We start from the raw sequence: 23,640 nt of genomic DNA, 5'->3' as shown, positions 1-23,640 counted from the left end.
AACTGTGACACCATTAGTCTCCGAAAATCTCGGCGAGCAACGCGGAAACCAGCACGCGAAGAGAGAGCGCCTCTTGGGTGATCGCCGTGACCGTCTCTCGCCTCCGCCGCACAAGTTGGCTTATAAAGAGGCGATCCTCCGGCCAAGGCACCTCGACCTTCATAAGGTCACTCTTGTTCAACTTCCTGACGATGGTGGTCGTTTCCCGGGCCTCTAATGCCAGCCGGCCCAGCGGGTGAGCGAGGAGTGACTGCATCAAGTAAGCATCCTCACTGGCGAGACCCACAATGGAGGTGATCTGCTGGTTAGAAATGCCCGGCTCGCGAATGACCGTAGATTTACCCATGTCTCCGCCGATACAGGCAACGGCCACCGCGAACTCCGGCAGTAATCTCCCCGCGCTCGCGCCGGCCTGGCTAACCCACTGGCGTGGCGCGCCCATGGTTTCGCCGTCGATCTCCGACGGCGTGTAGAAGGGGACATCACTACTGTTCCAGTAGGCTTCGTTCGACTTCGAAGGCGTTGAGCCGGTTACGCAATCCGCGACGTCCCCGATTGCGCGTTTGCCTGTCTCTGATTCCCAGAGTGCTCGCAAATACACGTCGACGGCCTCCATAACGGACCTGACAGACGTTGCCAACTGGAGTCGATGACGCTCGACAGCCCAGAGGAGATCGGCGATGCGCTTCTGCTCGTCAAGGGGTGGGAGATCGAACTCGAACTCCTTCAGGTTACGCCAGTTAGTGCGCGGCGACAGCGACCCTGCCGACGTACCGAGAGCATGCTCGAAGAAGCCGTTCGACTGCACGAGGAACGGGAGCAACTTACCAAGGAGCTGCGTCTCAGCGGCCTCGAACGTGTAGATGTCGCCGGAGCAGATCGCATCGAACTCGGCGTAGGCGACTTTCCTCTGGTAAGCGCGACGTTTGCCGAAGAGCGTCTGTCCGGGCTTCACGCGTCGCGTGAAGGTGGTGTCGTCCTCTGTGGAACCCCACCGGCTCACGTTCAGCTCGCCGGGGTCCACGTGCTCCATCGCGATGATTCGGTCGATGCCAACCGCTTTGAGATCTCGGACGGTCTCATTGACGTTGCGGACCACGTCGCCGAAGGCGACCCGCTTCCAGTGCGATTTGTCGAGGTTGAGGTTCACGCGGTCACCTCCGTTCGCAACAGCGAGAGAACGTCAGCGATTGCCTCGTCCGACTCCTGCGCGGCAGTTCGCCACTGCGCCACGGCATCGATGACATCGATGTGCTCGCCGACTTCCTTCGCCTTGTCGCCGGCGACGTACAACGGAATCGCGAGACTATGGCCTTTCTTAGCGATCTGGTCGAGGGTGGCAACTGCAGCGAAGCCGCTCTGTGGCTCGAAGGCGCGATACGCGTCCAGGATCCTGTGCTGGTGTGACTCGCGGAGGAACGACTGCCCTTGTTCGCGGGCGACCTCGTTCACGGCGTTGATGAACAGCACCTTGCCGTTGTGCTCGGCGGGCTTGATAGCGCGGAGTGTGACGACCACGGCCTCCATGGGGCTGTTGTAGAATAGCCCTGCGCCGAGCCCGAGAACACATTCGATCAGGTCGGACTTCACCAGTGCTTCCCGCAGGGCTGCCTCTTCTTGGCGGAAGAGCACGCCGTGGGGGAACAGGATGGCCGCTCGTCCGGTCTTGGGGTCGAGACTCTTGGCGATGTGCTGGAAGAACGCGTAGTCTGCGCGTCCCTGAGGCGGCACTCCCCACACGTTCCGACCGTACGGGTCCTTGGCGAACGCAGCGCGGTTCCATGCCTTGATGGAGTAGGGCGGGTTTGCCAGCACGACGTCGAACGTCTGCAGATGGCCCTTGCCGTCGAGGAACGCCGGTCGGCTGAGGGTGTCGCCGTGGGCGATGTGGCCGTCAGTGATGCCGTGGAGGAACAGGTTCATCCGCGCAATGGCAGATGTCCCGTAGTTGAGCTCTTGTCCGTAGAGGCGCAGGTTGCGCCACTCCTTGCCCTGCCGCTTGAGCTCGGCGGCGGTGGAGATGAGCATACCGCCGGTGCCGCAAGTGGGGTCGTAGACCGACTCGCTGGGGTGCGGCTCGAGTATCATCGTCATTAAGTGCACGAGCGTACGGTTGGTGTAGAACTCTTGCGCCGTGTGACCGGAGTCGTCAGCGAACTTCTTGATTAGGTACTCGTACCCATTGCCGAGCTCGTCCTCAGGCAGGTTTGCGATCGAGAGCGTCTTGGTGGAGAAGTGCTCGATGAGGTCGGCCAGCGTCGAGTCCGGGAGCAGGTCCTTGTTGCCCCAGTCGCCGTCGCCGAAGACTCCGGGCAAGGTGTCGAGGTTGGCCTTCTCAATGGAGCGCATGGCGTGCAGGAGAGTCGCTCCGATGTTCTGGGTGACGTCGCGGATGTCGTCCCAGTGGCAGCCGTCGGGGATGGCGAAGCGGTGGTTCTCTGGGAGGTCGGCGAGCTCCTCGTCGTTGTACACCTCCATCGCGGCGGCGTACTCCTCGTCGTAGACATCGGAGATCCGCTTCAGGAAGACCAGCGGGAAGATGTACTGCTTGTAGTCGCCCGCGTCGATCAGTCCACGGAGCACGATCGCCGCGCCCCACAGGTAGTTCTCTAGCTCGCGCTGCGCGATCCTGGTGCTCATACAGACAGCCCCCAGTTCGCCAGCTCGGCCTCCAGCGCGGCACGCGTCTTGGCAGCCTCGGCATGCGCTGTTTCGAGATTAGCGAGAGCGTCCGCGAGCGTGAGCTTCTCACCGGTGTCGGGTGGGGCCATGTAGAGCGGGATGTTCAGGTTGTAGTCGTTGCCCTCGATCTCGGCCAAGTCGACGACACGGGAGCGGCCCTCGATGTCGGAGTAGAGGTCATAGGCATCGAGGATCTGTTGGGCGTGCTCGGGTTCGAGGGTGTTCTGGTTGCGTCCGCGTTTGAAGAGGTCTTCACCGTTGATGAAGAGCACCTTGCCCTTCTCGTCTGGCTGCTTCTCCTGTCGAAGGATCAGCACACAGGCGGCGAGGGCCGTGCCGTAGAACAGGTTGGGAGCCAACCCGATGACCGCGTCGACGAGGTCTGACTTGAGCACGTGGGTGCGGATCCGCGCCTCAGCGCCCTGCCGGAAGAGCGCCCCCTGGGGCAGGACGACGGCGACGCGTCCAGTCTTCGGTTTCGCGGAGGTGAGCATGTGCTGGACCCACGCCCAGTCGGCGTACCCCTTCGGCGGGACACCACCAAGTGCGTTTCGGCCCCACTTGTCGGACGCCCACTCCGGCTCGCCCCAGTTCTTGAGCGAGAACGGCGGATTGGCGACAACGCAATCGAACTGCGCGAGGGTGTTTCCCGAGTAGAAGGCGGGGTTGCGCAGCGTGTCCTCGCGGACGATCTTGAAGTCTTCGACGCCGTGGAGCAGCAGGTTCATCCGTGCGATCGCAGAGGTGGCGAGCACCTTCTCCTGGCCGTAGAGCTTGCCCCACAGGGTTTTAGGGCTGCCGCCGGAATCTTTCACGTGCTCGATGACCTCGATCAGCATGCCGCCGGTGCCGCAGGCCGGGTCATAGACCGTCTCGCCCTCGGTGGGATCGAGCATGTTGACGAGCAGACCGACCACCGAGCGCGGCGTGTAGTATTCACCGGCCTTCTTGTTCGACTGGTCGGCGAACCGCTTGATTAGGTACTCGTACGCGTTGCCGAATACGTCGGGCGGCACAGCGGCGTTGGTCAGTGCCTTACTCGAGAAGTGCTCTATGAGATCGGCGAGCTTCCGATGGGGCAGCTTGTCCTTGTTGGTCCAGCTGGCGTTGCCGAAGATGCCGTACAGCGTCTCGGGGTTCGCCTTTTCGATCTCACGGAACGCAGTCTGCAAGGCGGTGCCGATGTTCGCTGTGTTGGTGCGCACGTCGTCCCAGAGGCTTCCGGGTGGGATCACGAAGCGGTGGTTCTCCGCGAACAGGGCGAACTCGTGGTCGCCCCCGGACTCGTCCAGCGCTTGGGCGTACTCCTCGAGGTATACGTCGCTGATTCGCTTGAAGAACATCAGCGGGAAGATGTACGCCTTGAAGTCGGCCTGGTCGATGCTGCCCCGCAGCAGGTCAGCCGCTCCGGCAAGGTACTGCTCAAGCTCCGCCAGCGTCAGCGGATCGCTCCCGTCGTGGGGAAGCAATGCACGCGCTGCCGCGCGTGCCTCATCCTCGGTCATCCGTCTCCTAGTTATTGCTGCACCGCGCGACAAAGGAGCTACCGACTCAGCTTTCCGCCGAGGGGACAACGTGCCCTGACGGGGCGCGTGTCGCGCCAGCACGCGGTGGGCGGTTCCGATCGACACGCCAGCACCTCCGGCGATGCTGCGCAACGTCTCGCCTTGATCTCTCCGCATCCTAATCTCGCGCTGCGTCTCGTCACTAATGGTGCGTGGTCGACCGTGGCTGACTCCGTGTTCCCGCGCTGCTTGGATGCCGGCCCGGACGCGGGAGCTTTGGAGCTCTCGGCGGCGCCGGGTGAGCTCGCGGACGTCATCGAGGAACTCCGAGTCTCCGGTGTGCTCTCCCGCGGCGAGGCCCTTGAGGACTTTCACGGCAACTCCTCGGTCAACGAGGTCCAGCAGTGTCTCGAGCCCGTCGACCATGCTCGTGCTCAGGCTTCGTGCGTGGGTCACGGTGAGCGCATCGCCGTCGCCCACCTCCGCCACAGCAGCGAGGAGCCCGGGGCGGTTCTTGATCAGGCGTCGACGCGATGCTGTCTCCTCGACGAGACGTGAGCAGATCGGCTTGAGTGCTTGCCGTTGCAACCTCGCGTCCTGAGGGTCTGTCCCGACCCGAATGAGTCCGATGAGCGCCATCAGCCCAGGCTCAGGTCGCCGCTGCGCAGTCCCAGCATGGCAGTGTGTGGGGGCATAGGGTTTATTGAACACTCCTAGCCGGCCCACGATGACGACCGAGCGGCCGTATTTGCCTTCTGACCTGCGGAAACGCAATGCTCAGTTCATCGGTGTGTCGACCGGAAGGAACCGAGTTCACGGGTCCGAGATGCTTCAGAACGCGTCGTGACCGCTTTCAACCTGGGCGCCGTGGTGCGCTCCGCCGTCGCCCTCGGCTGGGACGCGCTGCTGCTCACCCCGCAGGCCGCCGACCCGCTGTACCGGCGCGCCATCCGCGTCTCGATGGGCACGGTGTTCCGCCTGCCGTGGGCGCGCCTGCCCGGCCCGGTCGCCGCGTCGCTGCCCGCGCTGCGGGCGGCCGGGTTCGCGGTGGCCGCCCTCGAGGTGACGGACCGCGCCGTGGGCCTGGACTCGCCGGAGATCGAGCCGCTGCGGACCGCCGAGCGCCTGGCCCTCGTCCTCGGCCAGGAGGGGCCGGGGGTCCGGCCCGAGACCCTCGCCCAGACCGACGCCGACGTCGTCATCCCCATGCCCGACGGCGTCGACTCACTGAACGTGGCCGCGGCCGCGGCGGTCGCGCTGTGGGAGCTGCGCGCACGCTGACCGGCCCGGGTGCGGTAGAGTGGGCGGCTGGCCCGCCGTCCGGCGGACCCCCTGACCACACCTCTCGCGCCCCTGGTCCCAATCAGGCGGCTGAAACGAAGGATGCACCATGAAGTCTGAGATCCACCCGGATTACCGCTACGTCATCTTCAACAACCTCGCCTCCGGTGAGAAGATCCTCACCCGCAGCACCGCGAACTCCGAGAAGACCGCGGAGTGGACCGATGGCAACACCTACCCGGTGATCGACGTCGAGATCTCGGCCGCCTCGCACCCGTTCTACACGGGCAAGCAGCGCATCATGGACACCGCCGGCCGCGTCGAGCGCTTCAACGCCCGCTTCAAGGGCTTCGGCGGCAAGAAGTGACCGCGGCGGCCTGAGCCGCGCGCCCACCACGACGACGGGCCCCGCGCCCCCGGAGCGATCCGGGCGGTGCGGGGCCCGTCGCGTCGCCCGTAGGCTGGCGGGCATGACGACTCTCCACGGTGAATACAAGGTGATCGGCGGCAAGCTGGTCGCGGCGGACCTGAGCCTCGCGGACGGCCGGATCGCGACCGCCAGCATCAACGGTGACTTCTTCCTCGAGCCGGACGAGGCGCTCGAGGACCTCAACGCGGCGGTGACCGGGCTGTCCGCGGACGCCGAGCATCGCGTCATCCGGGAGGCCGTCGAGCGGGGTCTGCGACCCGAGGCCGAGCTGTTCGGCGTGGACGCCTTCGCGGTCGCCTCGGCCGTGCGTCGCGCCCTCGGCAAGGCGACCACGTGGGAGGACCACGAGTGGGAGGTCATCGGGCCGGAGCCGATGCCGATCGCGCTGACCTTGGCCCTGGACGAGGTGCTCACCCGACAGGTGGCCGAGGGACGTCGCAAGCCGACCATGCGCCTGTGGCAGTGGAACGAGCCGGCCGTGGTGATCGGCGCCTTCCAGTCGCTCGCCAACGAGGTGGACCCCGAGGGGGCGCGGCGGCACGGCATCAACGTGGTGCGGCGGATCTCCGGCGGCGGCGCGATGTTCATGGAGGCGGACAACTGCGTCACGTACTCGATGCACGTCCCGTCGTCGCTGGTCGACGGGCTGGAGACGGCGGAGTCCTACCCGTTCCTGGACGAGTGGACCATGGACGCGCTCTCCCGACTCGGCGTGCATGCGTTCTACCAGCCGCTCAACGACATCGCCACGGACCAGGGGAAGATCGGCGGCGCCGCGCAGAAGCGGGTGGGCACGGCCGGGCTGCTGCACCACGTGACGATGAGCTACGACATCGACGCGGACAAGATGCTCGAGGTGCTGCGCATCGGCCGGGAGAAGCTGCGCGGCAAGGGCGTGACCTCGGCGAAGAAGCGCGTGGACCCGCTCCGGCGCCAGACCGGCGTCTCCCGCGCCGAGATCTGGGAGACCATGATGACCACCTTCGAGGAGCGCTACGGCGCCCGCCGCGTCGAGCTGGACGAGGCCACCCGTGAGGAGGCCGAGCAGCTGGCCCGCACCAAGTTCGCGACCCCGGAGTGGACCGCGCGGGTGCCCTGAGCCGCCTGACGGCGTCCCGGCACCGTCCGGCACGCTTCCGTCCGGGGGCGGTTTGCGGTGGTATTCGACGTGAATACCGCCCGAAACCGCCCCCGACGCGTCGAGGTGTGGCGGGGCGGCTCTGTCAGGATCGGACCATGACCCCCGACGACGACGCCCCCGTCCGCCTGATCGCCCGCTCCGACGCCCCGGGGCGCCCACGGTCGACCGTGGACGTCCACTGCGCCCTCGAGCTGGAGCTGGCCTCCGGCCGCCGCGTGCCTCTGCTCACGGACCGCGGCTGGACGAGCCGGGCGGCGGCCGCACGCCTGCCCAGGAGGAGACGCGACACTGGGACGCGCTGGCAGCGGTCGCGGCCGAGGCCGGGGTGCCGGTGGGGGCCGCAACGTTGCGCGAGCTGCCGCTCGTGGGGGAGACCTCGCCCGAGCTGGCCGCCCTCGTGGACCGGGCGCACCGCGAGGCCCGCGCCCTGAACCGGCTGCTCGGCGTCCACCCGCTGGCCCTCGGCACGCTCGCGCCGGCCGACGTGCTGGGCGCCGACGCGACCGCCGCGCTGCGGACCGGACTGGCCGCGGGACTCGGCGTCGCGCCGACGGCGTGGGAGGACCCGGGCGTCGTGCTCGCGCCCGCCGCGGACGCCGACCCGGAGCTGCTGCACGTGGTCCTGCTCCACACGACCGCGGTGGTCGCCGGGCCACCCGCACTCGTGGCCCGCCTCGCGGACGCCGACGTCTCCGACCTGCTCGACGACGCCTCCCTCGGCGCGCACCTGCGCGGCCCGGTGGAGGACGTGTCGGCGGCCTGGCTCCACGCGGCCGACCGGCAGGCGCTGTCTCTCGACCCGGACGGCGGGGCCGCGCACGTGGCGCGCCACGCCGAACTGACGGCCGTGCTGGAGACGCGGCCCGTCGTCGTCGAGCGGGTGGGGATGCGCGACCGGGACGCCCAGCGCGCCGCCGACGCCGTGGGCCTGCGCCGGGTGGGCCGGGAACGCGTGCTCCGCGTCGCCGCGCCCTGAGCTGGAATGGTCACGACACGCCGTCTCGCCCGAGGGGAGGCGGCGTGTCGTGACCACTCTGCGCGGGAGGACTTACCGCTCAGCCCGCCGGCTGCACCGCCTGCACGCGCAGGGACCGCCGCAGGGCGTCCGTGTGCTCCACGACCAGGCGCCGCAGGGCCCCCGGGGCGTCGGGGTGCTCGTCCAGCCAGCGCTGGGCCGCGGCCAGCGTCGGGTGCGACTCCTGCGCGTCCGCGTCGCCGGCCACCGCGTCCCGGCGGCCCGGGAACAGCCCGCCGATCGCGCGCGAGGCCAGCCCGTTGGATCGTGAGGCCCACACCGAGGTCAGGCGCGGCCAGAAGCCGGACTCGTAGGGGGCGAGGAGCTCGACCTCGCCCGCGGCGAAGCCGGCCGCCGTGGCCGAGAGCAGGTCGTTGGACAGCTCCGTGCCAGTGGCCGTGCGACCGGACATGACCGCCTCCCACGCCGCGGCCTTGACCTCGGCATCGGGGCGGGCGGCTGCGGCGAGCCGGTGCCACGTGACGGTCTGCGCCGTGCGGCCGGCCTCGAGCTCCGCGTCCAGGCGGTCCTGGTCGGCCCGGCCGGTCGCGGCGAGGGCCTGGAGCACGAGCCAGCGCAGCTCCGCGTCGATCGCCAGGCCCGGCGCCGACGTCGCCGCGTCCTCGCCGAGCAGGGCGGCCTCGAGGGCCGCGGCCATCCCGACGTCGGCCCGCGCCAGCGTCGCCCACGTGCGGGCCGCGGTGCGCTGGCGGTCGGAGCCGGCCTTGAGCGTCCGGGTCTGTTCGGCCAGCACCTCGCCCACCAGGGCGCGCAGCGCGTCCCGGTCCTCGGCGCGGGCGTACTGGCCCACGGCCGCGGCGGCCTGCGCCAGCACCTGCGCGTGCACGCCCACGGTCGCGATCCGCGCGGACAGCGTCGCCACCGCGTCGAGGAACCGGGCGACCGGCAGCTCGCCGTCGCGGGTCATCGACCACAGGGCGGCCCACACGGTGGCCTCCGCGAGCGGGTCCGCGATGGGGTGGGTCAGGGCCGCGCGCAGCGACCCCGCATCGAGCGCGACGGCGGCGTAGGTGAGGTCCTCGTCGTTGGGCAGCACGAGGCGGACGCCCCCGGGGACCTCGAGGTCCGGCAGGGGCACGGCCGCGCCCTCCGCCCCGCCCGGCACGTCGGCGGTGACCTGGGCGGTGCGGCGCAGGACGCCGTCCTGCCCGGGCGTGAAGACGCCGACCTTCAGCACGTGCGGGCGGAGGATCGGCCCGCCCGTGACCGGGTCCGCGCCCTCCTGGCGCAGCACCGGGGCGTCGCCGTCGACGTCGACCCGCAGCCGGGGCACGCCGGAGGTGTGCAGCCACGCGTCCGCCCACGCGCGCATGTCCCGCCCCGAGGCGGCCTCGAGGACCGCCATGAAGTCGGCGAGGGAGGCGTTGCCCCACGCGTGGGCGGCGAAGTAGCGATGTGCGGCGTCGAGGAACGCGTCACGGCCCACGTAGGCGGCCAGCTGCTTGAGCACGGAGGCGCCCTTGGCGTAGGTGATGCCGTCGAAGTTCTGACGGGCGGCCTCGAGGTCGACGATGTCCGCGACGATGGGGTGCGTCGTCGGCATCTGGTCCTGCACGTACGCCCAGGCCTTGCGGCGGGACGCGAAGGTCACCCACGCGGTCCGGAAGTCGGTGGCCTCGTCCACGCCGAGGGCGCCCATGTAGTCCGCGAACGACTCCTTGAGCCACAGGTCGTCCCACCAGTGCATCGTCACGAGGTCGCCGAACCACATGTGCGCCATCTCGTGCAGGATCACGTTGGCCCGGCCCTCGTACTGGACCGCGGTGGCCCGCGAGGTGAACACGAAGTCCTCGGTGAAGGTCACGAGGCCCGGGTTCTCCATGGCGCCGAGGTTGTACTCGGGCACGAACGCCTGGTCGTACTTGCCCCACGGGTACGCGACGCCGAAGAGGTCGTGGAAGAACGTCAGCCCCCGCTTCGTCACGTCGAACACGGCCTCGGGGTCGAACGCGTCGGCCATCGTGCGCCGGGTGAACAGCCGCAGCGGCACGGCCTGCGCACCGCTGGCCGGGTGACCGTCCCAGGCGTCCTCCCACTGCGCATAGGGGCCGGCGAGCAGCGTCGTGATGTAGGTGGACTGGGGGAGCGTCGGGGCGAACTCCGCCCGGACGACGCCGTCCCCGGCCCGCGTCCGGGACACCTCGGGCCGGTTCGAGGCCAGCACCCAGTCCTCGGGTCCGGTGAGGGAGAAGGTGAAGGCGGCCTTGAGGTCCGGCTGCTCGAAGTCCGGGAACACGCGGCGCGCGTCGGCGGGCTCGTACTGGGTGTAGAGGTAGACCTCGCCGTCGGCGGGGTCCGTGAAGCGGTGCAGGCCCTCGCCCGACCGGGAGTACACGGACCGGCCGACCAGCTCGACCACGTTCTGCGCCGCCAGGTCGGGCAGCAGCACCCGGGCCCCGCCCACGACCTCGGCCACGTCCAGCGCCGTGCCGTTGAGGGTCACCGACTCCACGCCCCCGTGGATCCAGTCCAGGTGGGTCTGCGCGCCCGGCTCGGCGCACGCGAAGCGGATCACGGTGCGGACCGGATAGGTGTCGGTCGCGGCGTCCCGGGCGTCGGAGAGGTCCACGTCCACGGCGTAGTCCTGCACCGTGAGCAGGCGGGAGCGTTCCGCGGCCTCAGCGCGGGTGACGTCGGTGGCGTCGAGGTCGGGGGTGGTGTCGGTCAAGGCGAGCCTCCGGTCGGGGATCCAGCGGGGACGGCGACGCGCGGACACACCGGGGCGTGCCCGCGCGTCGGCGGTGGTCCGGGACCGGCGGCCCGGGGCCGCGTCAGTGCGGCTTCGGGACGGGCTGGCCCTTGGAGAGCACCGTCAGGCCGGATTCTGTCACGGTGTAGCCGTTCGCCTCGTCCTCCGCCCGGTCGAAGCCGATGCGCGCGCCCGGGGGCACGACCACGTTCTTGTCCAGGATCGCGTTGCGCACGTGGGCCCCCTCGCCGATCACGACGGAGTCCAGCAGCACCGACTGCTCCACCCACGCCTCGTTGTGCACGCGCACGTCCGTGGAGAGCACGGACTGGGCCACGGTGCCGCCGGAGATGACCACGCCCTGGGAGAGGATCGAGTCGTTCGCCGAGCCGGGGCGGCGGGTGGACGAGCGCACGAGCTTGGCGGGCGGGGAGACGGACTGGCGGGTGTAGAGCGGCCACTCGCGGTTGTAGAGGTTGAACTCCGGCCACGGCTGCACCAGGTCCATGTGCGCGTCGTAGTAGGAGTCCAGGGTGCCGACGTCCCGCCAGTAGTGCTTGCCGGCCGTGCCGCCGGGCACCTCGTTGGAGGTGAAGTCGTACACCCCGGCCTCGCCGCGCTCCACGAACAGCGGGATGATGTCCCCGCCCATGTCGTTGTTCGACTCGGGGTTCTCCTCGTCCTGGTTCAGCGCCGCCACGAGGGCGTCCGTGTCGAACACGTAGTTGCCCATCGAGGCCAGGAACTGCGTGGGGTCGTCCGGCAGGCCGGGGGTCGTCTCCGGCTTCTCCACGAACGCCGAGATCCGCGTCCTGTCCTGCGGGTCCGTCTCGATCACCCCGAACGAGGAGGCCAGCTCGAGGGGCTGGCGCACCGCGGCCACGGTCGCCTTGGCACCCGAGGCGATGTGCTGGTCCACCATCTGCTGGAAGTCCATGTGGTAGACGTGGTCCGCGCCGATGACGACGACGATGTCCGGCCGTGCGTCGTGGATCAGGTTCATGGACTGGTAGATGGCGTTCGCGCTGCCCGTGAACCAGTCCTTGCCCCGGCGCTGCTGCGCCGGCACGGAGGCCACGTAGTTGTTCAGCAGCGTGGACATCCGCCACGTCTCGGAGATGTGGCGGTCCAGCGAGTGCGACTTGTACTGCGTCAGCACGACGATCTCGCGGTACCGGCTGTTGACCAGGTTGGACAGCGCGAAGTCGATGAGGCGGTACGTGCCGCCGAACGGGACGGCCGGCTTGGCACGGTCGGCCGTCAGCGGCATCAGACGCTTGCCCTCACCGCCCGCCAGCACGACCGAGAGGACCTTCTTCTGCACCATCTGCGTCACTCCTCATGAGCCGGGTCGTCGCGACCCGCACGCGTGCTCTGGGCGTGCGGGGCATCCGTGCCGCCAGACTATCGACCCCCGCCGGGCTGAACTAGGTTGGGGGCGTGCGCATCGACATCGTGAGCAAAGAGTTCCCCCCGTCCATCTACGGCGGTGCCGGCGTCCACGTCGCCGAGCTGACCCGCGTCCTCGCCTCCCGCGTCGACGTCCGCGTCCATGCCTTCGGCGAGCCGCGCGACCCGGACTACCACGGGGCCCGCGTCCTGACGTACCCGAACCCGCCCGGGTTCGACGCCGCCAACGGGGCCGTGCAGACCCTGGCCACCGACCTCACGATCCTCGGGGACCTCGAGGGCGCCGACGTCATCCACTCCCACACCTGGTACGCCAACATGGCCGGCCATCTCGGCAAGCTCCTGCACGAGGTTCCCCACGTCCTCTCCGCGCACTCCCTCGAGCCGCTGCGCCCCTGGAAGGCGGAGCAGCTCGGCGGCGGCTACGCCCTGTCCAGCTGGGCCGAGCGCACGGCCTACCTCGGGGCGGACGCGGTCATCGCGGTCTCGGACGGCATGCGTCGGGACATCCTGGCCTGCTACCCGGACGTGGACCCGGCGAAGGTGCACACGGTCCACAACGGCATCGACACGCAGGTCTGGACCCCGCAGACCGGCACCGCCGCACTGGAGAAGTACGGAATCGACCCGGACAAGCCCTCCGTCGCGTTCGTCGGCCGCATCACGCGCCAGAAGGGCGTGCCCCACCTGCTCCGTGCGGCCCTGCGGCTGCCGGAGGACGTCCAGCTCGTGCTGTGCGTGGGCGCCCCGGACACCGCGGAGCTGGCGCACGAGGTGAACGAGTTGATCTCCGAGCTGCGGCGCACCCGCCAGGGCGTCGTCGTGATCGAGGGGATGATCCCGCGCCACGAGGTGATGGAGATCCTCACGGCCGCCACCGTGTTCGCCTGCCCCTCGGTCTACGAGCCGCTGGGCATCGTCAACCTCGAGGCGATGGCGTGCGGCACCGCCGTCGTCGCCTCCGCCGTGGGCGGCATCCCGGAGGTCGTGCAGGACGGCGAGACCGGCCTGCTCGTCCCCTTCGAGCAGGTCGACGACGGCACGGGGGCGCCCGTGGACGAGGAGGGGTTCGCCGCCGACTTCGCGGCCGCGCTCACCCGCGTCGTGGAGGACCCGGAGCGCGCCCGCGCGATGGGTGAGGCCGGCCGGGCCCGCGCGATCGAGCACTTCTCGTGGGAGACCATCGCGGAGCGCACGATCGAGGTCTACGAGGCCGTGCTGCGCTGAGCCCGCCCGGCCGACCACGCAGACGGGCCCCCGCCACCGCGAGGTGACGGGGGCCCGGTGCGTCCGGGGACGGACGCGGTCAGCCGCGGCGACCCCGCGCCGCCTTCTCGCGGGCGCGCACGGCCTTCTCGTCCTCCGGCTCCTCGCCGGCGGCCCGGCGGGCCGTGAACCAGGCGTGGGCCTCCTCCTGGCGCTGGGTCTCGGCGTCCGTGGCCACCGCCATGCGCAGGTGCTCGGGCTCGAGGCCGAACGCCTCGACGAGCTCGAGGGCGAAGGGGCGCAGCCGCTCAGCCAGCCGGTTGACGTAGCCGCGCAGGGCCCGGGCGCGCTGGCTCGAGACGCGGCCGTGGGCCACGAACCAGCCGAGGTCGTCCTCGATGAGGCGCAGCGCGAAGAGGTCGCGCAACCACGTCAGGACGGTCTTCGTGGTCTCATCCGTGATGCCCTCCAGGGCGCGGGTGAAGGCCTCCCACTGCAGCAGCTCGCCGTGGTTGCGGGCGGCCTCGATGAGCTCGTGCTGGCGCGTGTTGAACGCCTCCGCCTGCGCCGCCTGGCCCTTGCCCCGGGCCCCCGAGAGGGTGCCGGCGACGTCGGCGGTCTTGGCGCGGACGCGCTCGGTGAGCAGCTCATGCTGGACGGCGGGGTCCTTGAACCAGTTCGCCGAGCGGCGCTCGGACCCGCCGTCGGCCACGGACTGGACGGCCTTGTGCAGGCCCGCACGGTGGAGGGCGTCCGAGGCCTGGTGGACCACGTAGCGGGAGAGGGCGCCCACACTGAGACGTCCGAACTCCTTCGAGTAGTCGGTCAGCAGGCGCTTGCCCACCAGCTGCAGGAGCACCGTGTTGTCACCCTCGAACGTGACGTACACGTCCAGGTCGGCGCGCATCTGGGCCACCCGGTTCTCAGCGAGGAACCCGGCGCCGCCGCACGCCTCGCGGGCCTCCTGCAGGGTGTCCAGGGCGTGCCACGTGGTCAGCGGCTTCACGGCCGCGGCGAGCGTCTCGAGCTCCTGCCGGTCCACGTCCGTGTCGGAGCGGCCGGAGAAGACGTCGTCGAACTTCTCCACGAGCTCGTTGGAGGAGAAGGCGTCCGCGTAGGCGCGGGCCAGGCGGTCGATGAGGCGGCGCTGGTGGTTCTGGTAGTCCAGCAGCACCTCCTCCCGCTGCGGGTCGGAGGCCTTGAACTGGCGGCGCTGCTCCGCGTAGGCCAGCGCACCGTGCAGGCCGAGGAAGGAGGCCGTGGTGGCGGCGAGGGACAGGGAGACGCGGCCCTGGACGAGCGTGCCGAGCATCGTGAAGAAGCGACGCCCGGGGGAGGCGATGGGCGAGGAGTAGGTGCCGTCCTCGGCCACGTCGCCGTAGCGGTTGAGGAGGTTGGTGCGCGGGATGCGGACCTGGGTGAAATGCAGACGGCCGTTGTCGATGCCGTTCAGTCCGCCCTTGAGGCCGTCGTCCTCGCCGCCCACGCCGGGCAGGAAGGCGCCCTCCTCGTCCCGGATGGGGACGTAGAAGCAGTGCACGCCGTGGTTGACGCCCCGGGTGATCAGCTGCGCGAAGACCGTGGCCGCCCTGCCGTGCAGCGCGGCGTTGCCGAGGTAGTCCTTCCAGGCGCCCTTGAACGGGGTGTGGATGACGAACTCCTGGGTCGCCTCGTCGTACGTGGCGGTTGTCGCGATCGAGGCGACGTCCGAGCCGTGCCCGATCTCGGTCATGGCGAAGGCGCCCGGGACGCTCAGGTCCATCGCGCCCGGCAGCCACCGGCGGTGGTGCTCCGCGGTGCCCAGGTGCAGGATCGCCGAGCTGAACAGGCCCCACTGCACACCGGCCTTGATCTGCAGGGAGGGGTCGGCGAGCACGAGGTCACCGAAGGCGGCGAGGTTGCCGCCGTGGTTGTCCTCGCCGCCGAACTCGCGCGGGAAGGCGCGGTGGACCGCGTTGCGCTCCACGAGGACGCCCAGCTGCCGCAGGACGCGGGCGCGGTGCTCGTCCATGCCGAGCAGCGGGTCGCGCCACAGGGCGGGGTCCTTGGCGAGTTCGCGGGATTCGCGGCGCTCCGCGGCCCAGCGGCCGAGGAGGGCCTCCTCGAGGGCCGCGGCGTCGAGGGAGCCGGGCGTCGGCCGCTCGGGCGCGATCTCGGCGACGTCGGAGGGAACCTCGGTGCTGTGCGTCGAGGACTGGGGGGCGAGCTTCTCGTGGACGGTCATGACGATGCTCCTGTTCGTGAGTGGGGGCGGGCGCGGTCGGCGTCCGCCGCCGCGGGTTCGAGGGAGGCGCCGGGCGCGGCGCCGATGAGGCCGGTGAGCAGCCAGTCGGCGATGGCGCGGGCCATCGCCTCGACCGGGATGCGACCGGCGGCCGGGGTCCGCAGCCAGGTCTCGGCGGCGGCCCGGACGAGGCCGACGGCGGCGCGCGGCCACAGGGCGAGCGGGTCCGCCGGCGCCGGGGCGTGGCCCCGCGCGGCCATCCCGCGCGCCAGGCCCGACTCGAGCACGGCGTAGACGCGCTCGAGGAACGGGCCCAGCACAGGGGCCTCGGCCGCGGCGGGGGGCGGGGCGACGGCGAACGCGTACACCTCGGGCGACGTCGCCGCGACCGTGAGGTACACCTCGACCATGCGACGCAGCGCCTCGGGTTCGGAGACCGGTTCGTCCGCGACCTCGAGCAGGCGGCGCTCCATGTGGGCGGTGACCCGCTCGGACACCGCCAGGCGCAGGCCCTCGCGGTCGCCGAAATAGCGGTAGTAGACGGTCTTGGAGGTGCCCGCGTGGGACGCGATCTCCTCCATCGAGGCGTGTGCGCCCAGGGCGTGCACGGCCGACCGGGCGGCCCGGACCAGTTCCAGACGGCGCTCGGCGCGGTGCCGGTCCCAGCGGACGCTGCGACCGTCCCGGGCGGTGGACGTAACGGGGTTCACGAAACCGAGCGTATCAGGTACTGTGGGTCACAGTCGCCCACCCCGCCGATGTCCGTATCGTCCGGGGTGGAAACGCCCCCGCCGCGTCGGCGGTGGGCCCGCCGTCGAGAGGACCGTCATGACCCACCACGAGACCCCCGCGTCCGAGACCGCCTCCCGCCCCGCCGTCGCCGGTGGAGCGCTGCGCCCCGCCGTCATCCTGGGCGGCAACCGCATCCCCTTCGCCCGTGCCAACACCGCCTACGCCGAGGCCGGGAACCAGGAGATGCTCACGGCCACGCTCGACGGCCTCGTCGCGCGGTTCGGGCTCCAGGGCGAGCGCATCGGCCAGGTCACCGCCGGCGCCGTCCTCAAGCACCCGCGCAACTTCAACCTCACCCGCGAGGCCGTCCTGGGCTCCGCGCTCTCCGCCGCCACCCCGGCCGCCGACGTCCAGGTGGCCTGCGCCACCGGCATGGAGGCCCTGGGCACCCTCGCCAACAAGATCCGGCTCGGCCAGCTCGACTCCGCCATCGGCGGCGGCGTGGACTCGATCTCGGACGCGCCCGTCTCGCTCTCGGACGGCGCGCGCCGCGTGCTGCTGCAGCTCAACACCGCCAAGACCACGAAGGACCGCCTGCGCGCCCTCGCCCAGCTGCGCCCCGGGCAGCTCGTGCCCGAGCCGGCCGGCGCGGGCGAGCCGCGCACCGGCATGTCCATGGGCGAGCACCAGGCCCTGACCACCCACAAGTGGGGCATCACCCGTCAGGCCCAGGACGAGCTCGCCGCGGCCTCCCACCGGAACCTCGGCGCCGCCTACGCCGCCGGGTACATGGACGATCTGGTGACCCCGTTCCACGGCCTGGCCCGCGACAACAACCTCCGCCCCGACTCCACGCCGGAGAAGCTGGCCGGCCTGAAGCCCGCGTTCGGCCGCCAGCTGGGGGACGAGGCGACCATGACGGCCGGCAACTCCACCCCGCTCACCGACGGCGCCTCCGCGGTGCTGCTCTCCTCCGAGGAGTGGGCCGCCGAGCGCGGACTGCCCGTGCTCGCCGAGTTCGTGGACATGGAGAACGCCGCCGTGGACTTCGTCGACGGACACGAGGGCCTGCTCATGGCCCCCGCCTACGCCGTCCCGCGCCTGCTGGCCCGGCACGGGCTCACCCTCGACGACCTCGACTTCGTGGAGATCCACGAGGCGTTCGCCGGCACCGTCCTGTCCACGCTCGCCGCCTGGGAGGACGAGGAGTACTGCCGCGAGCGCCTCGGGCTGCCGGGTGCGCTGGGCTCGGTGGACCGCGCCCGGCTCAACGTGCACGGCTCCTCGTTGGCGGCCGGCCACCCCTTCGCCGCGACCGGCGGCCGCATCGTCGCTCTGCTGGCCAAGATGCTGCATGAGAAGGGGGAGGGCTCCCTCGGCCTCATCTCCGTCTGTGCCGCCGGCGGCCAGGGCATCGTCGCCCTGCTCCGCGGCCGCTGAGCCCCGACCGACCCGACCCGAGAGGACCGACCATGACCGACCGTTACGGCACCTTCGTCGCCTCGCCCCTGGGCCGCCGCCTCACCGGCGCCCTGGGCCTGCCTCAACCCGTCGAGCTGCGCCGGCACACCCCCGGCGACCCCGTGCTGCCCGGCTCCGTGCTCGTCCTGGGCACGACCCCCGCAGCCGCGGACGCCCGCACCCTCTTGGCCTCGTGGGGCCTCGAGGTCGCCGACGCCCCCCGTGAGGGCGCCCGCCACGCGGCGATCGTCGCGTGCTTCGACGGGGTCGCCACGCCCGCGGACCTCGGCGCGGTGGCGCTGGAGATCGGCGGCGCGCTGCGCTCGCTGGGCTCCTCCTCGCGCGTGGTGACGGTGTTCGATGACCCCGAGGCCGCCACGGACCCGACCCTGCGCGCCGCCCGCCAGGGCGTCACGGGCCTGACCCGCTCCATCGCGCACGAGATGCGCCGCGGCGGCACGGCCAACGGCCTTGTCCTGGGCGAGGGCGTGCCGCTCACCGCCCCCGGTGCGGCCGGCGCGCTGGCGTTCCTGCTCTCCGGTCGCGCGGCGTACGTCTCCGGCCAGTTCGTGCCCGTCGCCACTGCCGACGGCGCGGTCCCCGCCGACGCCGCGCGCCCGCTGGCCGGCAAGGTCGCCGTGGTCACGGGCGCCGCCCGCGGCATCGGCGCAGCCATCGTGCGGACGCTCGCCCGCGACGGGGCCGTCGTCGTCGGCGTGGACGTCCCGGCGGCGGGCGAGGCGCTGGCCGAGGTCGTGAACGAGGTGGGCGGCACCGCGCTCGCCCTGGACATCACGGCGCCGGACGCGGGCGCTCGCATCCTCGAGCACTGCCGCACCCGGCACGGCCGGATGGACGTGGTGGTGCACAACGCCGGGATCACCCGGGACCGGATGCTGGCCAACATGGACGCCGCACGCTGGGACTCCGTCCTCGCCGTGAACACCACGGCCCAGCTGGCCATGAACGAGGCGTTCCTCGCCGAGGACGCCCGGGACGTGGCGGGCCACGGGCTGCGCATCGTGGGCCTGGCCTCCATCTCCGGCATCGCGGGCAACCGCGGCCAGACGAACTACGCGGCCTCGAAGGCCGGGGTCATCGGCCTGACCGCGGCGTCCGCCCCGGTCCTCGCGGCCCGCGGGGGCACGATCAACGCGGTGGCCCCGGGCTTCATCGAGACCGAGATGACCGCGAAGATCCCGCTCGCCACGCGCGAGGTGGGCCGGCGGCTCAACGCGCTGCAGCAGGGCGGCCTGCCGCAGGACGTGGCCGAGACGGTGGCCTGGCTCGCCTCGGACGCCGCGGGCGGCACCAACGGGGCCACGCTGCGGGTCTGCGGCCAGTCGAAGCTGGGGGCGTGAGGATGCAGACCACGCAGCTGTCCGCCCCGCCCTCCCTCGGCCGGCTCTACGTCCGGGCCGCCGGGCGGGCCGCCACGGACGCCGTCGTCCGTCGGCGCCGTCCCCGCGAGCTCCCGGACCGTCAGGTGGTCGTGACCGGCCACCGCATCCCGGCCGAGGCCGTGACCGCGTGGCGTGGGGCCGTCGGGTCCGCGGATCCGGCGGACCTGCCCTCGGTCCTGGTGCACACCCAGGTGTTCGGCGCGGCCATGGAGCTGATGGCCGACCCCGAGTTCCCGCTGCCCCTGCCCGGGCTGGTGCACCTGAGCAACACCGTCCTGCACCACCGGCCCGTCCCGGCGGAGACCGCCCTGCGCGTCACCGCGCGTGCGGTGGGTCTCGTCCCGCACCACGCGGGCACCGCCGTGGACGTCGTCGTGACCGTCGAGGGGCCCGGCGACGACGGCGAGGAGACACTGCTGTGGGAGGGCGTCTCCCGGTACCTCGCCAAGGGCGTCCACCTCTCCGGCCTGCGTCCCGAGCGGCCCGCCCGCCCGGACTTCGTGCCCCCGACGCCGACCGCCCAGTGGCGCTTCGGGACGGGGGCCGGGCGCCGGTACGCGGGCGTCTCCGGCGACTGGAACCCGATCCACCTGACGGGCGTCTCGGCCCGACTGTTCGGCATGAAGGGCGCGATCGCCCACGGGATGTTCCTGGCCGCCCGGATGCTCGAGGGCCGTGAGCCGGCCAGCGCCGGGTTCCGCTGGCACATCGACTTCGAGGCGCCCGTCGTGCTGCCGACCACTGTGGCCGTCCGCTACGAGCCCGGGCCCGACGGCGGCACGCGCGTGTGCGGCTGGGATGCGCGGCGCCGGCGCCCGCACTTCTCCGGGGAGATCACTCCGCTCGAGTCCTGACGGCCATCGGACCCGCGCACCGGCCCGCCGAGACTCCCTGTCTCTGCGGGCCGGTGCGTTCGGGCGGTCAGGCGTCCAGCCCGGGCGACCGCCGCGTCACGGCGGCGACGGCCTCGAGCAGCCCGTCCGCGTAGGCCTCCCACGAGTGGCCGGCGGCGTGGCGCACGGCGCCGGGCCCCAGTGCGGCCCAGGCGTCACGATCCGCCAGGATCTCGGCCAGGGCATCGGCCCACGCCTCGGGGGTGCCCGCCGTCACGTGGCGGCCGGACACGCCGTCGAGGACCGCGTAGACCAGTCCGCCGACCCGGTGCGCCAGCACGGGCGTGCCGCAGGCCTGTGCCTCGAGGGCGACCAGGCCGTAGGTCTCGGACGCGCTCGGCATCGCCACGACGTCCGCCGCCCGGAACTGGGCGGCGAGGGCGGGCGCGGGCACCGGCCCGGAGAACGTCACCAGGTCGGTGACCCCCTCCCGCGCGGCCAGGCCCGCCAGGTCCAATCCTTCGTCCCCCGAGGCGGCCCCGTTCACGTGCAGGCGCACGCCCGGGTCGGCGCCCGCGCCACCGGCCCGCTCGCGCAGCACCCCGAGGGCGGCCACGAGCAGGTGCGGGCCCTTGTGCCGCTGCACGCGGCCGGCGAACAGGACGCGCAGGGCCCCGTCGTCGTCCGGGGCGCCCGGCCACTGCGCGGCGCCCTCCGGCGTGAACCTCTCGAGGTCGGCCCCGGGGGGCAGCACCCGGGTGCGGGCGCGGGGCACGTCCAGCAGCTCGCGCAGGTCGGCGACCTCGGCGGCGGAGTTGACCACGAGCAGGTCGGCCCGCTCGACGACCTCGCGCTCGGCCTCGATCCGCGCGGCCGGCTCGCGCAGCTCGGGGTCCTCGAGCATCTTCGCCGCCGCCGTGGTGTGCATGGTCTGCAGGTACGGGGCGTGCGCCGCCCGCGCCAGGGCCGCGGCGGTGGACCCGGAGAGCCAGTAGTGGCCGTGCACGAACGCGACCGGCGGGGCGTCCGCGCCGCCGAGGACGGGACCGCCCGGCACGGCGTCCGAGGCGAGCCAGTCCAGGGCCGCGCGGGTGAACTCGTCGCGGAGGCCCGCCAGATCCGCCTTGGCCACGGGAGCGGACGGCCCGGCCGCGAGGTCCACGACCGTGACCGGCGGGGCCTGCCCGCCGACGTCCAGCGTCCGGACCCGTGCGCCGTCCGGTCCCACCGGCTCCTCCGCCCGGGTCAGCAGGATCATCCGCACGCCCCGGCGGGCCAGGGCGACGGCGGCCTGCCGCACGTAGACGTTCAAGCCGCCGGCGTCGCCGCGGCCGGGCTGGGCCAGAGGGGAGGTGTGCAGGCTGACCCCGATCCCCACCGGCACGGACGCCCGCAGTTCGGCGTCCACGGCGTCGAACAGCCGGGCCGCCGACGCCGAGTCCGCCAGGTCCTCGACGGAGACCATCCGTCCGGCGCCGTCGCCGAGCGGCACGGTCCAGTTCGGGTACTGGTCCTGGAGGGTGCCGGGCTGGTTCTGGATGCGCCGCTCGCCCACAGCGTCCACGAGCGCCACGCTGTGCAGGGCCGAGGGCGCCTGCGCCAGCAGGCGGTGCAGGGCCACGATCTGGCGTTCGCGCACCTCGGGGCCGGCGTCGGGGACGTCCACCTCCGCCTCGGCGAGCAGCCCGCGCCGGGCCGCGGCGGCAAGGAACGCGCGCACCTCCTCCGCCGACCGGCGGCGTTCCTGGGCGACGTCCACGGTGTAGAGGCCCAGCCGTTCGCGCAGGTCCACCTGGACGCCCTCGAGGTAGCCGGCCGTGGGCGGCAGGTCGTGCGTGTTCACCGCCGCCATGGCCAGCCGCCGGTAGCGCTCCGGCGGGGTGGGCTCGCCGTCCTCCTGCTCGAACCAGAGGATCGACGTGCCGAGCACGCCGGCCTCGGCCAGGCGGCGCTGCACCCACGGCTCGAAGGTGCCGAGGTCCTCGCCCACCACGACGACGCCGGCCCGCTCGGCCTCGAGCGTGAGCACGGCGAGCATCGCCTCGTGGTCGTACTCGACGTACGCGCCCTGGGTGGCGCCGGCGCCCTCCGGGATCCACCACAGGCGGAACAGCCCCAGGACGTGGTCCATGCGGATGCCGCCCGCGCCGCGCAGCACGGTGCGCAGCATGTCCCGGAACGCGGCGTAGCCGGTCTCGGCCAGACGGCGCGGATGCCAGGGATGCTGCGACCAGTCCTGGCCCAGCTGGTTGAACAGCTCCGGCGGCGCGCCGACGGACATGGTCGGCACCAGCACGTCCCCGAGCATCCACGCGTCCGCGGTCTCGCGGGTCGCCCCGACCGCCAGGTCCACCATGACGCCCATGCGCATGCCGGCCGACCGGGCCCGCTCCTGCACGCCGGCGAGCTGCTCGGCGGCGATCCACTGCACCCAGCGGTGCAGGTCGACGTCGGTCGCGCGTTCGACGCGGACCCGCTCGGCCTCGACCCCGCCCGGCGCCCAGGCCGGGTCGGCGAGATCGGGCCCGGTGCCGTCGCCGTCCAGGCGCAGGACGGACCAGAGGGCGAAGTCGTCCAGGCCCGGGCCGGCCTCGGCGCGGAACCGCGCGTAGGCGGCCTCGCGCTCGGGGGAGCGGGGCACCTCGTGCACGCGGCGCAGCGCGGGCCACAGGACGGCGGCGACGGCGGCCCGGTCGATCCGGCCGGTGCGCTCCAGCTCCGCCTGGACGCGGGCGCCGGCCGACCGCAGCTCCGCCTGCTCCGCGGCGGGCAGGTCGGCGAACTCGGGGATCGAGGGCACGTGCACGACCAGCGCCGAGAGGAACCGACGGGAGACGGGGGAGTAGGGCGAGTCCGCCGGATGGGGGCCGGGCTCGACCGCGTGCAGGGGGTGCAGCAGCAGGAAGTCGGCGCCGTGCCGGGCGACGATCTCGGCCAGGGACGCCATGTCCGCCGCGTCGCCGATGCCCCACGAATCCGCCGAGGTCACCGAGTAGCCCTGCGCGGCCGCGCCCCAGCCGCGGCGCTCGAGGAAGGGACGCGCCGTGCTCAGCCGGGACGGGGCGCAGACCAGGACCGCGGAGGCGGTGGAGCCGGAGCCGCTGGTCACCTCCAGCCGGTGCCAGCCCGGGGCGAGGTCGGCGGGGATCTGCACGTGGACGCGCTCGCGCTCGACGCCGTCGACCAGGCGGACCTCGGACACCGGCTCGCTCACGCTCACCTCGAGGGTCCGCCCGTCCTCCGTGTGCACGCGGGCCACGACCGGCTCGCCCGCGGCCACGTGGCACGGCACGGACAGGCGGTGACCGGACCGGGCGGCCACGGTGGGCGGGAGCACGTCCCGCCAGGGGGCCGTCTCCGCCTCCTCCACCGCCTCGGCCAGGGCGGCGACGCCGTCCGGACGGACCGACACGCCGAGGGCGGCGAGCACCTTCACGAGGGCCTCGTCCGGCACGGTCTGGGCCGAGCCGTCCTGCCCGACGTACTCGGGCTGCACCCCGTGGGCTCGCGCGAGCCGGTGCAGCAGTGCGGGGGCTTCCAGGGCCATCGGGTCCTCCATGCCGTCGTGCGGTTCCACCGACGGCGCCTGCCGTCGCACGGACACCAC

General features: G+C 72.2%; 16 protein-coding genes and 1 pseudogene. 8 read left to right on the top strand and 9 right to left on the bottom strand.

The features are described from left to right. Nucleotides 1-13 precede the first annotated feature (13 nt). From SOY78_RS06760 to SOY78_RS11775, 4 genes and pseudogenes are all read right to left on the bottom strand, one after another. On the bottom strand, nucleotides 14-1,150 hold the full coding sequence (locus SOY78_RS06760) for a restriction endonuclease subunit S (protein ID WP_324701333.1): 1,137 nt from the start codon (nucleotides 1,148-1,150) through the stop codon (nucleotides 14-16). Beyond that, nucleotides 1,147-2,640, bottom strand: a complete 1,494-nt coding sequence (locus SOY78_RS06755) for a type I restriction-modification system subunit M (RefSeq protein ID WP_324701332.1) — start codon at nucleotides 2,638-2,640, stop codon at nucleotides 1,147-1,149. The genes SOY78_RS06760 and SOY78_RS06755 overlap by 4 nt, the downstream gene beginning before the upstream one ends. Next, nucleotides 2,637-4,187 (bottom strand): type I restriction-modification system subunit M, encoded by a 1,551-nt coding sequence (locus SOY78_RS06750; protein WP_324701331.1) that lies wholly within the window; start codon nucleotides 4,185-4,187, stop codon nucleotides 2,637-2,639. The genes SOY78_RS06755 and SOY78_RS06750 overlap by 4 nt, the downstream gene beginning before the upstream one ends. Before the next feature lie 288 nt (nucleotides 4,188-4,475). Next, nucleotides 4,476-4,826 (bottom strand): annotated as a pseudogene (locus tag SOY78_RS11775) (recombinase family protein); the annotation flags it as partial. A 204-nt stretch (nucleotides 4,827-5,030) separates the two neighbouring features. On the opposite strand from SOY78_RS11775, the gene SOY78_RS06740 reads away from it, so the two are divergent. From SOY78_RS06740 to SOY78_RS06725, 4 genes are all read left to right on the top strand, one after another. Further along, nucleotides 5,031-5,468 carry a TrmH family RNA methyltransferase gene (locus SOY78_RS06740; RefSeq protein WP_255354991.1) on the top strand — a complete coding sequence of 146 codons (438 nt, stop codon included), beginning with the start codon at nucleotides 5,031-5,033 and terminating at the stop codon, nucleotides 5,466-5,468. 109 nt (nucleotides 5,469-5,577) lie between these two features. After that, on the top strand, nucleotides 5,578-5,835 hold the full coding sequence (locus SOY78_RS06735) for a type B 50S ribosomal protein L31 (protein WP_324701330.1): 258 nt from the start codon (nucleotides 5,578-5,580) through the stop codon (nucleotides 5,833-5,835). Nucleotides 5,836-5,938: 103 nt separating this feature from the next. Beyond that, nucleotides 5,939-6,997, top strand: coding sequence for a lipoate--protein ligase family protein (locus tag SOY78_RS06730; protein WP_148408277.1), 1,059 nt, complete (start codon nucleotides 5,939-5,941; stop codon nucleotides 6,995-6,997). A 388-nt stretch (nucleotides 6,998-7,385) separates the two neighbouring features. Continuing rightward, on the top strand, nucleotides 7,386-8,015 hold the full coding sequence (locus SOY78_RS06725; protein WP_257997774.1) for a hypothetical protein: 630 nt from the start codon (nucleotides 7,386-7,388) through the stop codon (nucleotides 8,013-8,015). 79 nt (nucleotides 8,016-8,094) lie between these two features. Here SOY78_RS06725 and pepN read toward each other — a convergent pair whose 3' ends face one another. Next, nucleotides 8,095-10,743 (bottom strand): aminopeptidase N, encoded by a 2,649-nt coding sequence (pepN, locus tag SOY78_RS06720; protein ID WP_324701329.1) that lies wholly within the window; start codon nucleotides 10,741-10,743, stop codon nucleotides 8,095-8,097. 103 nt (nucleotides 10,744-10,846) lie between these two features. Continuing rightward, entirely contained in the window at nucleotides 10,847-12,091 is a 1,245-nt protein-coding gene (glgC, locus tag SOY78_RS06715) for a glucose-1-phosphate adenylyltransferase (protein ID WP_185194733.1), read from the bottom strand. A 113-nt stretch (nucleotides 12,092-12,204) separates the two neighbouring features. On the opposite strand from glgC, the gene glgA reads away from it, so the two are divergent. Beyond that, the gene (gene glgA / locus SOY78_RS06710) at nucleotides 12,205-13,401 is read left to right on the top strand and encodes a glycogen synthase (RefSeq protein WP_324701328.1); all 1,197 of its coding nucleotides are present in this window, start codon (nucleotides 12,205-12,207) and stop codon (nucleotides 13,399-13,401) included. Between the two features lie 79 nt (nucleotides 13,402-13,480). Here the strand turns inward: glgA and SOY78_RS06705 are convergent, their stop codons facing one another. Both SOY78_RS06705 and SOY78_RS06700 read right to left on the bottom strand, forming a co-directional pair. Continuing rightward, nucleotides 13,481-15,604, bottom strand: coding sequence for an acyl-CoA dehydrogenase (locus tag SOY78_RS06705; RefSeq protein WP_324701327.1), 2,124 nt, complete (start codon nucleotides 15,602-15,604; stop codon nucleotides 13,481-13,483). Next, entirely contained in the window at nucleotides 15,601-16,314 is a 714-nt protein-coding gene (locus SOY78_RS06700; protein ID WP_036383382.1) for a TetR/AcrR family transcriptional regulator, read from the bottom strand. The genes SOY78_RS06705 and SOY78_RS06700 overlap by 4 nt, the downstream gene beginning before the upstream one ends. Nucleotides 16,315-16,432: 118 nt before the next feature. Between SOY78_RS06700 and SOY78_RS06695 the strand changes: the two genes are divergently transcribed. From SOY78_RS06695 to SOY78_RS06685, 3 genes are read left to right on the top strand one after another with little or no spacing between them, the layout of a single operon-like run. Further along, the gene (locus SOY78_RS06695) at nucleotides 16,433-17,776 is read left to right on the top strand and encodes an acetyl-CoA C-acetyltransferase (RefSeq protein WP_061867265.1); all 1,344 of its coding nucleotides are present in this window, start codon (nucleotides 16,433-16,435) and stop codon (nucleotides 17,774-17,776) included. Nucleotides 17,777-17,808: 32 nt separating this feature from the next. Further along, on the top strand, nucleotides 17,809-19,158 hold the full coding sequence (locus SOY78_RS06690) for a 3-oxoacyl-ACP reductase (protein ID WP_251649138.1): 1,350 nt from the start codon (nucleotides 17,809-17,811) through the stop codon (nucleotides 19,156-19,158). Nucleotides 19,159-19,160: 2 nt separating this feature from the next. Then, nucleotides 19,161-20,054 carry a MaoC family dehydratase gene (locus SOY78_RS06685; protein ID WP_248100615.1) on the top strand — a complete coding sequence of 298 codons (894 nt, stop codon included), beginning with the start codon at nucleotides 19,161-19,163 and terminating at the stop codon, nucleotides 20,052-20,054. A 67-nt stretch (nucleotides 20,055-20,121) separates the two neighbouring features. Here SOY78_RS06685 and malQ read toward each other — a convergent pair whose 3' ends face one another. After that, entirely contained in the window at nucleotides 20,122-23,631 is a 3,510-nt protein-coding gene (malQ, locus tag SOY78_RS06680) for a 4-alpha-glucanotransferase (protein ID WP_416383410.1), read from the bottom strand. Nucleotides 23,632-23,640: the final 9 nt, after the last annotated feature.

It is taken from the genome of Micrococcus sp. HOU01 (assembly GCF_035609305.1).
Lineage (GTDB): Bacteria > Actinomycetota > Actinomycetes > Actinomycetales > Micrococcaceae > Micrococcus > Micrococcus luteus.
Note: the sequence above shows the minus strand (reverse complement) of the source record. Positions and strands in the feature narration are given on the sequence as shown.